8 protein-coding genes are annotated in these 10,735 nt (G+C 70.7%); 1 reads left to right on the top strand and 7 read right to left on the bottom strand.

Annotation, left to right across the window (positions count from 1 at the left end):
• Positions 1 to 36: 36 nt before the first annotated feature.
• From Gocc_RS14175 to Gocc_RS14165, 3 genes are all read right to left on the bottom strand, one after another.
• Entirely contained in the window at positions 37 to 2,082 is a 2,046-nt protein-coding gene (locus Gocc_RS14175) for a sodium-translocating pyrophosphatase (RefSeq protein ID WP_114797224.1), read from the bottom strand.
• A gap of 97 nt (positions 2,083 to 2,179) precedes the next feature.
• Entirely contained in the window at positions 2,180 to 3,349 is a 1,170-nt protein-coding gene (locus tag Gocc_RS14170; protein WP_114797223.1) for a carboxylate-amine ligase, read from the bottom strand.
• A gap of 48 nt (positions 3,350 to 3,397) precedes the next feature.
• The gene (locus Gocc_RS14165; RefSeq protein ID WP_181813712.1) at positions 3,398 to 4,642 is read right to left on the bottom strand and encodes a glycosyltransferase family 4 protein; all 1,245 of its coding nucleotides are present in this window, start codon (positions 4,640 to 4,642) and stop codon (positions 3,398 to 3,400) included.
• A gap of 114 nt (positions 4,643 to 4,756) precedes the next feature.
• Between Gocc_RS14165 and Gocc_RS14160 the strand changes: the two genes are divergently transcribed.
• On the top strand, positions 4,757 to 8,008 hold the full coding sequence (locus Gocc_RS14160) for a type ISP restriction/modification enzyme (protein ID WP_181813711.1): 3,252 nt from the start codon (positions 4,757 to 4,759) through the stop codon (positions 8,006 to 8,008).
• Between the two features lies 1 nt (position 8,009).
• Here the strand turns inward: Gocc_RS14160 and Gocc_RS14155 are convergent, their stop codons facing one another.
• The 4 genes from Gocc_RS14155 to Gocc_RS14140 form a co-directional block, all read right to left on the bottom strand.
• Positions 8,010 to 8,246 (bottom strand): hypothetical protein, encoded by a 237-nt coding sequence (locus tag Gocc_RS14155; protein WP_114797220.1) that lies wholly within the window; start codon positions 8,244 to 8,246, stop codon positions 8,010 to 8,012.
• A 231-nt stretch (positions 8,247 to 8,477) separates the two neighbouring features.
• Entirely contained in the window at positions 8,478 to 9,074 is a 597-nt protein-coding gene (locus Gocc_RS14150; RefSeq protein ID WP_181813710.1) for a redox-sensing transcriptional repressor Rex, read from the bottom strand.
• A 108-nt stretch (positions 9,075 to 9,182) separates the two neighbouring features.
• Entirely contained in the window at positions 9,183 to 9,422 is a 240-nt protein-coding gene (locus tag Gocc_RS14145; protein WP_114797218.1) for a glutaredoxin family protein, read from the bottom strand.
• Between the two features lie 21 nt (positions 9,423 to 9,443).
• Complete coding sequence (locus Gocc_RS14140; RefSeq protein WP_114797217.1) at positions 9,444 to 10,718, bottom strand: Glu/Leu/Phe/Val family dehydrogenase; 1,275 nt, start codon at positions 10,716 to 10,718, stop codon at positions 9,444 to 9,446.
• Positions 10,719 to 10,735 lie beyond the last annotated feature (17 nt).

Genomic DNA, 10,735 nt, shown 5'->3' with positions numbered 1-10,735 from the left:
GGGGGAGGGGGCACGGCCCCCTCCCCCGGTTGCGGGCTAGCCGTGGATCGAGGCGAGCAGCGGGATGATCAGGATGGCGACGATGTTCGCGATCTTGATCATCGGGTTGATCGCCGGGCCGGCGGTGTCCTTGTAGGGGTCGCCGACGGTGTCGCCGGTGATCGCCGCCGCGTGGGCCTCCGAGCCCTTGCCGCCATAGGCGCCGTCCTCGATCAGCTTCTTGCCGTTGTCCCAGGCGCCGCCGCCGGAGGTCATCGCGATGGCGAGGAAGAGGCCGGTCACGATCGTGCCGATGAGCAGGCCGCCGAGCATCTTCTCGCTGATGATCCCGATCGCGATCGGGATCACGACCGGGATCGCGGCCGGCAGCATCATGCCCTTGATCGCCGACGTGGTGACGATCCCGACCGCGCGCGAGTAGTCGGGCCGCGAGGTGCCCTCCATGATGCCCGGATCCTCGCGGAACTGGCGGCGCACCTCCTCGACCACCTCGCCGCCGACACGGCCGACGGCCGTCATCGCGAACGCGGCGAACAGGAACGGCATCATGCCGCCGATGAACAGGCCGGCGATCACGTACGGATCGCTGAGCGAGAACACCGTGTCGAGCCCCTTGTCGGCGAGGCCGCGGGTGTACTCGTCGAACAGGATCAGCGCGGCGAGACCGGCGGAGCCGATCGCGTAGCCCTTCGTGACGGCCTTCGTCGTGTTGCCGACCGCGTCGAGCGGGTCGGTGACACCGCGCACCGACTCGGGCATGTCGGCCATCTCGGCGATGCCGCCCGCGTTGTCGGTGACGGGGCCGTACGCGTCGAGCGCCACGATCAGGCCTGCCATCGAGAGCTGCGCCATCACCGCGACACCGATGCCGTAGATGCTGCCGCCGGCGATCTCGTACGCCGTGATGACGCCCGCCGCGATGACGATCACGGGTGCGGCGGTCGCCTCCATGCCCTTCGCCAGGCCGGCGATGATGTTCGTCGCATGCCCGGTCGTGGACGCCTCCGCGATCGACTTCACCGGATGCCAGCGGCTGCCGGTGTAGTACTCGGTGATGGCGACGAGCAGGAACGTGACCGCGAGGCCGACGAGGGCGGAGCCGTACAGCTGCCAGAACGAGAACTTGCCGCCGTCGAACGCCTGCGTGACCGGGACGAACCCGATCGCCGACAGCACGGTCGCGACGATGACGCTCGTGTAGAGCGCGTTGATGATCCCGTTCTCGCCCTTGCCGACGCGGGAGAACAACGTCCCGATGATCGAGGCGAGGATGGAGACGCCGCCGAGCGCGAGCGGGTAGAGCCAGAGGTCGCCGTTCGGATACGCGGTGCCGAGAAGCATGACGGCGACGGCGGTGACGGCGTACGTCTCGAACAGGTCGGCCGCCATGCCCGCGCAGTCGCCGACGTTGTCGCCGACGTTGTCCGCGATCACGGCCGGGTTGCGCGGGTCGTCCTCGGGGATGCCCGCCTCGATCTTGCCAACGAGGTCGGCGCCGACGTCGGCCGCCTTCGTGAAGATGCCGCCGCCGAGGCGCGCGAACACCGAGATCAGCGAGCCGCCGAAGGCGAGGCCGATGAGGTCGTCGACGGCCGACTCGGGGCTGTTGCCGAACGCGCCCGTGAGAAGCCAGTAGTAGCCGGCGACGCCGAGCAGGCCCAGGCCGACGACGAGCAGGCCCGTCACCGAGCCCGCGCGGAACGCGACCTTGAACGCGGGCCCGACGCCCTCGCGGGCCGCCTCCGCGGTACGCGAGTTGGAGCGCACGGCGACGTTCATGCCGATGAAGCCGGCCGCGGCCGACAGCGAGGCGCCGATCACGAATCCGAACGCGGTGCCCCAGCCGAGCTGGTTGTAGAACCCGATGAGCAGGAATGGAGCGACCGCGACGACCGCGATCGTCGTGTACTGCTTGCGCAGGTATGCGGCGGCGCCCTCCTGCACGGCGCCGGCGATCTCTCTCATGCGCTCGTTGCCCGCCGGCTGGCTGAGCAGCCAGTAGGTCAGGTAGAGCCCGTACAGCACCGCGGCGGACGCGCAGACGAGCGCGAACGCGACGGCGTGGTCATTGAAGAAGTCCATCAACCCTCCGGAGGCACGTCACAAAGAAAGCGCCGAGATACGATCGGCGCGGGCAATTATGTAGCACAAGCGGGCTGCTCACTTCGCGACCTGCCCGCTAGATCGGATCCGTGACCCCTCTCGATGTCGTCGCGGCAACCTGCTCGGCGTAGATCTGCTCGAGCGAAACCCCGTCCTCGAAGCGTGCGATCTGGCGCTCGGCGGCATTCTGCTCGGGGATGCGGAGCCACGACGCGGCGCCGATCTCCTCGGCCACCGGCAGCACCCATTCGACGAGGCGCTCGACGCGGGCGCGCGCCGGCAGCGCCTCGCCGCGCTCGAGGTCGAGGAGGCCGCCGGAGAGGCCGTAGCGGATCGCCCGCCACGTGTTCTCCTCGATCAGGCGGTGCGGCTGCTGCGCGATCGGCTCGCCCTCGTCGTGGGCGCGCGCGACACGGGCCGCGAGCGACGCGCACAGCGCCGCCAGCGCCTGCGACTCGGCGAGATCGGGCTGGCCGTCGCAGATGCGGATCTCCACGGTCGGAAACGCGAGGTGCGGCCGCACGCTCCACCACAGCTGCGTGTGCTCGCTGATCGAGCCGGTCTCGTAGAGGAAGCGAACGTACGCCTCGTACGCGTCCCAGGACGGAAACGTGTCCGGGACGCCGCAGCGGGGGAAGAAGCGCGTGAAGATCTGCGTGCGGGCCGAGTGCAGCCCGGTGTTCACGGCCTCCGCGAACGGCGAGCTGGCCGACACGGCGAGCAGCTCCGGCAGCCAGTTGCGCAGTCCGTTCGTGACGGCGATCGCCCGGTCGGCGCCGCGGATCCCGATGTGCACGTGGAAGCCGAACGTGTTGTTCTTCCAGACGACGTAGCGGAGGATCTCGTCGTTGCGCCGGTAGTGCGGCGTGTCGATGATCCGCTGGTCCTTCCAGCTCGCCCACGGGTGCGCGCCGGTGCCGCCGAGCGTGAGCCCCAGCGTGTCGACGACCGCGGCGAGCTCCGCGCGGCGCTCGGCGATCGCCGCCGGCACGGCGGCGAACGTCGCGCAGCGCCCGGTCTTGACCTCGACCTCGGACGCGATCAGCTCGCCGGCGAGGTGGCGACGCAGCGGCGTCTGCTCGGCCGCCGCCTGCACGACCTCGAAGCGGTTGACGAGGTCGAGCGTCGCCGGGTCGAGGAGGGCGAACTCCTCCTCGACGGCGATCGTGAAGTCGTCGCCGGCGTCGAAGCGCTCGCGTGCCTCCCGCAGCAGCTCGCCGTAGGGAACCTTCTGCTCGTCGCCCATGGAGCGGAAAAGGTAGTCGATCCTGCAGTTTCGATAGTGACGTGACGGTCACCCGGCGACGGGCGCGAGCAGCCTGCCGGCGACCCCGGTCCAGCTCCACCGCTGCACGGCCGCCTGCCGCGCGGCCGCCGCGAGCGCCGCCCGATCGTCCGGCGCCAGCGACAGAAGGCGCTCGAGCTTGCGCCGCAGCTCCACCGCGTCGCCGGTTGCGAACGCGGCCAGGTCGCGCAGCCGCGCGGGATACGCGGCCTCGAGGCCGGAAGCGATCTCCGCGAGCCCGGAGTGGCGTGCGACGAGCGGCGGGCATCCGGCCGCGGCCGCTTCCGCGGCCACCATCCCGAACGCCTCCGGGAAGATCGACGGCACCACACAGGCGTCGGCCAGGGCGAGGAGATGCACGAGGTGCCGGTGCTCGAGCGGGCCGGTGAACAGCGCCTGCTCCCCGGCCGCCGCCTCGAGCGCGTCGCGGTAGTCGCCGAAGCCGACGATGACGGCACGCGCGTCGAGGCGCGCGAGCGCCTCGAGCAGCACGTGGACGCCCTTGTTGCGGATGAGCTTGCCGAAGTACACGACGGTGGGGCGGTCGCCCGCGAGAAAGGCCTCGAGCCGCGCCGCGTTCCCCTCGTCCGGGAGGCGCTCCTCGACGTTCCCGGGGTTCGGGGGGTCGCGCCGCGCCTCCGCGAGCAGCGCCGCCAGCGCCTCGCCGCGTGGCCGCGGGCGCCACTCGTCGACGTCGACGCCCGGCGGCACCTCGTGGACGCGCGGCACCGGGCCGCACACCTCCTCGAGCACCGCGCGGATGTGGGCCGAGCCGACGAACGTCGCGGACGCGCGCGCGAGGCTCTTCCTCCCCCACGCCGACAGCGCGGCGTTGCCGCGCATCGCGTACTCGAGCTCCGAGCCGTGCGCCTTGACGGCGAAGCGCGCGCCCGTCGCGGCGCCGACCGGCCCGCCCAGCAGGACGTGGTTGCAGAAGACCAGGTCGGCGGGCAGGTGCGCGCGCAGCGCGCACGCGTTCGCCTCCACCCAGGCGTCGAGCTCCGCGCGCGTGCAGTCCTGCACGAGCTTCACGTCGTAGCCCTCGTAGCGATCGAGCACGAACACGGGCAGCAGGCCGCCGACGTCGGGCCGGACGGCAGCCGCGCCGCCGAGGTCGTAGGCGCCGGGATCCGCGTCCTGGCAGAACACGGTGACGTCGTGCCCTGTCCGCGCCCACTCGCGGGCCAGCATGCGCGTGTAGACGTTCGAGCCGGTGCCGCCGAGCAGGTAGCCGTGCCAGAGGAGGATGCGCATGGGCCCATCCTGCCTCGGCGAGCGCTCGCCGGCACGCGGGCAACGTACCGATGTTGTCTTTGATGACAACCGCAATCGGCCGCTGCCGTCCGCCCGATCCCGGAGAATCGTCCCATGCAATCGCCCTTCCGTACGGCGGTGGACCTGTTCGCGGATCGCCTGACGAGAAACTTCGGCGCCGCGGACGCCGTCCCGGCACAGCCCGAGGATCAGCTGAAGGCGCCGGTCGTCGAGCTCGTCGAAGCAGTCGGGAGCCTGATGTCCCTGGCAGCGGTAGCCCGCACGGAGGCGACCGCCGGCCACCCGGGTGTCCGTCCCGACGTCGGCGTCTCCGTGGACCAGCTCCTGATCGGCCATATCGAGCTCAAGGCCCCGGGAAAGGGAGCACGAGGGCGCTCGTTCACCGATCAGCACGACCGCGAGCAGTTCAAGCGGTTCGCAGATCACCCCAATCTCGTCTACACGGACGGGAACGAGTGGGCGCTCTACCGACTGGGCGAGGTGGTCGGCCGCATCGTGCGGGCGTCGGGCGAGGTCACCTCCGACGGGGCCGGGGCGTACACCGATGCCGAGTGCATCGCTCTCGAGGGGCTCCTGCGCGACTTCCTGGGCTGGCAGCCTGTCGTGCCGCGGTCGCCCGCCGCGCTCGCGCAGGCGCTCGCGCCGCTGACCCGGCTTCTGCGCGAGGCGGTCGTGGAGTCGTTGGGCGAGCCGACGTCGAGCCTCAGCCGGCTCGCCGGGGAGTGGCGCTCGATCTTCTTCCCGGATGCCGACGACGCGCAGTTCGCCGACGCCTACGCCCAGACAGTCACATACGCGCTGCTGCTCGCCCGCGTCGAGGGTGAGACGGAACTGCGGGCACATGCCGCCGACCGCCTCGACGCTCGCCACGATCTGCTCGCCCAGGTCCTGCGCGTGCTCGCACAGCCGGCTGCCCGGGCGGAGGTCGAGGTGCCGGTCTCTCTGCTCGAGCGCTCGATCGCGGCCGTCGATCCCGGCGAGTTGGCGCGACGCGCCCGCGGCAAGGACGTGTGGCTCTACTTCTACGAGGACTTCCTCGCCGCCTACGACCCAAGGCTGCGCAAGCAGAGTGGCGTCTACTACACGCCGGTCGAGGTCGTCGAAGCACAGGTCACGCTCGTTGCCGAGCTCCTGCGCGAACGCTTCGACCTCGAGCTCGGCTTCGCGGAGCCGGACGTCGTCGTGCTCGACCCGGCGGTGGGGACCGGCACGTATCTGCTTGCCGCGCTGGCGGACGGCGTGGAGACGGCGGAGCGAGTGCTCGGGCCGGCGGCCCGCGCCGAGCGAACGTCGACGATGGCGCGAAACCTCAACGGCTTCGAGATTCTCGTCGGCGCCTACGCCGTCGCCCAGTTGCGCCTGGCTCAGCAGGTGCTCGCGAACGAGGGCGAGATCCCGGCTACCGGGCTGCCCGTGCTGCTCACCGATACGCTCGAGTCGCCGTTCACCGCCCCTCCGCATCTCGCTGCCGCTCCCCTGTTCGAGAAACGGCTGGCGGAGGAGAACGAGCGCGCCCGCCGGATCAAAGCCGATACGACGGTACTCGTCTGCCTCGGCAACCCGCCCTACTACCGGCAGGTGATCGACACCGAGGACGCCGGCGACGTCGACCGCCAGGGCGGCTGGGTGCGATTCGGCGACGAAGGCTCGACCCCGATCCTGCGCGACTTCCTCCGTGACGCACCGCCCGTGCACGCGAAGAACCTCTACAACCTCTACGTCTATTTCTGGCGTTGGGCGCTCTGGAAGGTCTTCGAGACCGGCGGACGGCGCGGCATCGTCACGTTCATCACCGCATCGAGCTACCTCCGCGGTCCCGGCTTCGCCGGCATGCGCCGCCACATGCGCGAGATGTTCGAGGAGCTCTGGATCCTCGACCTCGGCGGCGAGGGTCGCGGAGCGCGGCGCAGCGAGAACGTCTTCGCGATCCAGACGCCGGTGGCGATCGCGATCGGCTACCGCACGGAGGAGGCGCGGACAAAGGAGCCCGCGCGCGTCCGCTACGCCCGCGTCGACGGCACCCGCGAGGAGAAGCTGGCGGCGCTCGCGCGGATCTCCTCGGTGGACGACGTCGACTGGCGCGAGTGCATGGAGGGGTGGACGCAGCCGCTGCTCCCACGGGGCGAGGGTGACTTCTTCTCGTGGCCGCTTCTGACCGACATATTCCCGTGGCAACACTCGGGAGCGCAGTTCAAGCGCACGTGGCCGATCGCACCGGATCCTGGGTCGCTTGGCCGGCGATGGCAGGCCCTACTGGGAACGGAGAAGAACAAACGCAATCTTCCGTTTCGCGAGTCGCGCGATCGGCGTGTCGACCGCGAATACCCTGCCCTCGCCGACCCCAAGGCAAAGCTCACTCCGATCGCGAAACTGGGCACCGACGCGGACACCCCCACGATCGCGCGCTATGCGTACCGATCCTTTGACCGCCAGCACTGCCTCGCGGACGGCCGCGTCGGAGACTTCCTCCGGCCGGTTCTCTGGCAGGTGCTGTCGTCGCGGCAGTTCTTCCTCACGAGCCTCCTGAGCGGACTTGTCGATGAAGGACCCGCGGTCACGGTGACACACCTCTTGCCCGACCTCCACCATTTCCGGGGCTCGTTCGGGGGAAAGGACGTCATCGCATTGTGGCGGGACGCAGCGTGCACGATACCGAACGTGACTGCCGGGCTGCTGGCATCCGTCGGCGAGCAAGTAGGGCGCACGCTCGCGCCGGAGGATCTCCTCGCCTACGTCTACGCCCTCCTCGCAGCGCCGTCATACACGACGCGCTTCCGCGAGGAGCTCGAGATCCCCGGGCCGCGCGTGCCGATCACGAGTGACGCCGGGCTCTTCGAGAGGGCCGTCGCGCTCGGACGCCGGCTCGTCTGGCTGCACACCTTCGGCGAGCGCTTCGTGCCTCCCGGTGAGCGTGCGCGCCGCGTGCCGCAGGGCGTGGCCCGCTACGAGAAGCCGATCCCGGCCACGGCCGACGGCTACCCGGTCGCGCACTCCTACGACGCGGCCACACGCGAGCTCCACGTGGGCGACGGGGTGTTCGCCCCCGTCTCGCCCGAGGTGCGCTCCTTCTCGGTCTCGGGCCTCGACGTCGTCGGCTCCTGGCTCGGCTACAGGATGCGCGGCGGCGCCGGCCGCCGGTCGTCGACCCTCGACGAGATCCGCCCGAGCGTCTGGCCCGAGGCGTTCACCAAGGAGCTGCTCGAGCTGCTCTGGGTGCTGGAGCACACCGTCGCCCTCGGCCCGGAGCTCGACGCGATCCTCGACGCGATCGTCGCCGGCCCGACGATCCCTGCCGACGCGCTCCCGCAGCCGACCGAGACGGAACGCAAGCCGCCCCCGGCGTGAGCTACGACGCGGCGCCGAGCGCGAGCTGCTCGTCGCCACCCGGCACGTGGAACAGCGTCTCCTCGAGGAGGCGACGGTGCAAGGCGAGCAGATCGCGGTCGACCGCTTCGAGCGCCGCGACGACGTGCTCGGGGCCGCCTTCCGCTGCGACCGCGCGCGCCGCCCGCTCGGCCCGCTCGCGGCTCTCCGCGAGCAGCACCAGCGTCTCGTCTACTTCCGTGAACGCCGTCACGCTCATGTCGTGATCCTACGCGGCAAACCGGATGACAGGCGCGCCGGCCGAGAGCAGGCGGCCGCTGGCGCCAGGTGAGGTCGCGGGCATCAACGTAGCGCCCCCGACGCCTCCCGACGCTGCCCGGCCGCGGGGGAGAGGGCGGAAGCCCAGACCCGGAGAGCCGGGTGCGCGCAGCGGCGCGAGCGGCCCCGGAGGCCGGCTCCGCACGGCGGGAGCCACCCGCGCCCGGCGGCGTCAGGTGAGGTGGAAGTAGAGGGCGTAGAGCAGCTCGACCGCCGGGTTCGACGTGTGCACCTGCACGTCGGAGGGCGTGTCGAGCAGCGCCTGCGAGTAGTTGAAGACGATCTTGACGCCGGCGGCGACGAGCGCGTCGGCGGCGCCCTGCGCGGCGTCCGCCGGGACGGCGAGCACGCCGACGATGATGTTGCGCTCCCTCGCGATCTCGTCGAGCTCGCCGAGCGAGCTGATCGGCACGCCACCGATCTTGCGGCCCAGCTTGGCCGGGTCGTTGTCGAAGACGGCGGCGATCGTGATGCCGTGCTCGGCGAAGATCGGCGAGCTGGCGATCGCCTCGCCGAGGCGGCCGGCGCCGATGAGCGCGATGTTGTGCTGGCCCTGCGTGCGCAGGATCTTGCGGATCTCGCCGAGCAGCGAGTCGATGTTGTAGCCGACGCCCCGCTTGCCGAACTTGCCGAAGCCGGAGAGGTCGCGGCGGATCTGGGTGGCGTTGATGTTCGTGTAGTCGGCGATCTCCTGCGAGGAGATGCGCTCCTTGCCCATCTTCTTCGCCTGCGTCAGCACCTGGAGGTAGCGGCTCAGCCGCGCCGCCACACCAACTGTCAACCGTTCAGCCAACGTCGCTCCCTCGGATCCACGCACCATGCTTGTGACAACTCGTCACATTCTGCCTGCGGCGCCGCGCGGCCGCCGGGGAACCGTTCAGCCGAGGCGGTCGCGCAGCGCGCCGGGCGGGACGAAGTACGTGAACGCGCGGCGCCCGTCGATCTCGACGACGGGGAGCAGCTCGCGGTAGTCGCGCTCGAGCGCGCCGTCGCCGCCGATGTCGACCAGCTCGAGGTCGAAGCCGAGCTCGGCACGGGCCTCCTCGACGACCTCGATCGCGCGCTCGCAGAGATGGCAGCCCTGTGCGTGGTAGACGACGACGCGGTGCGCGGGCACGGGGACGCGAGCGGGGAGGTGTCAGGGATAGAGGCCGCGGATCGTGGTCGCCTCGGCGACCCGCTGCACCGCGATCCCGTAGGCGGCCGTGCGCATGCTCGTCGCGTAGCGCTCCTTCGTCGACCAGGTCTCCTCGAAGGCGCGTACGACGATGTCGTTGAGCTTGGCGTTGACCTCGTACTCCTTCCAGAAGTACTCCTGCAGGCCCTGCACCCATTCGAAGTAGGAGACGACGACGCCGCCGGCGTTCGAGAGCACGTCCGGGAGCACGAGGATCCCGCGGTCCTCGAGGATGTCGTCGGCCGCGGGCGTGGTCGGGCCGTTCGCGCCCTCGCAGATCATGCGCGCCCTCACGCGGTCGGCGTTCTCGGAGGTGATCACCTGCTCGAGCGCGCACGGGACGAGCACGTCGCAGTCGAGCTCGATCAGCTCGTCGTTGGTGATCTCGTCCGCCCCGGGGAAGCCGCCGAGCGCCCCGTGCTCCGCCTTGTAGGCGATCGCGGCGGGGACGTCGATCCCGTAGGGGTTGTGGATGCCGCCCTTCGAGTCGGACACCGCGATCACGCGCACGCCCTCCTCCGCCAGCAGCCGCGCGAGGTTCGAGCCGACGTTGCCGAAGCCCTGGACGGCGACGCGCGTGTCGTGCAGCCGGCCTCCCTGCTTCTGCAAGGCGGTGCGGATGCAGTAGAGGGAGCCGCGCGCGGTGGCGCCGTCGCGTCCGACGGAGCCGCCGACGGAGAGCGGCTTGCCGGTGACGACGCCGAGCACGGAGTGCCCGACGTTCATCGAGTAGGTGTCGAAGATCCAGGCCATCACCTGCGCGTCGGTGCCGACGTCGGGTGCCGGGATGTCCTTCTCGGGGCCGATCTCGTTGATGATCTCGCTCGTGTAGCGGCGCGTGAGCCGCTCCTTCTCGCCGAGTGAGAGCTCCTTCGGGTCGCAGATCACGCCGCCCTTGGCGCCGCCGAACGGCAGCCCCATCAGCGCGCACTTCCACGTCATCCACATGGCGAGCGCCTTCACCTCGTCCTGGGTGACGGCCGGGTGGTAGCGGATGCCTCCCTTGGCCGGCCCGCGCGTCATGTTGTGGACGACGCGATACCCCTGGAAGACGCTGACGCTGCCGTCGTCCATCTGCACGGGCACCGACACCTCGACGCCCTTCTTGCAGTGCGAGAGGACGCGGATCAGGTTCGGGTCGACGGCGAACGTCTCGCCGACGCGCCGGAGCTGCGACTGGGCGAGCTCGAACGGGTTCTCGCGCAGATGGGTGGCCGGAGCCTGGGTGGAGCTCATCTGCGCGTCGGTTCCTC

It is taken from the genome of Gaiella occulta, assembly GCF_003351045.1.
Classification (GTDB): domain Bacteria; phylum Actinomycetota; class Thermoleophilia; order Gaiellales; family Gaiellaceae; genus Gaiella; species Gaiella occulta.
This window is presented reverse-complemented; position numbering and strand designations above follow the sequence as displayed.

Excerpts from the sequence above, each read along its gene's own strand:
- Gocc_RS14170 (WP_114797223.1), bottom strand. The coding sequence starts at position 3,349 with ATGGGCGACGAGCAGAAGGTTCCCTACGGCGAGCTGCTGCGGGAGGCA.
- Gocc_RS14160 (WP_181813711.1), top strand. The coding sequence starts at position 4,757 with ATGCAATCGCCCTTCCGTACGGCGGTGGACCTGTTCGCGGATCGCCTG.
- Gocc_RS14155 (WP_114797220.1), bottom strand. The coding sequence starts at position 8,246 with ATGAGCGTGACGGCGTTCACGGAAGTAGACGAGACGCTGGTGCTGCTC.
- Gocc_RS14175 (WP_114797224.1), bottom strand. The coding sequence starts at position 2,082 with ATGGACTTCTTCAATGACCACGCCGTCGCGTTCGCGCTCGTCTGCGCG.
- Gocc_RS14165 (WP_181813712.1), bottom strand. The coding sequence starts at position 4,642 with ATGCGCATCCTCCTCTGGCACGGCTACCTGCTCGGCGGCACCGGCTCG.
- Gocc_RS14140 (WP_114797217.1), bottom strand. The coding sequence starts at position 10,718 with ATGAGCTCCACCCAGGCTCCGGCCACCCATCTGCGCGAGAACCCGTTC.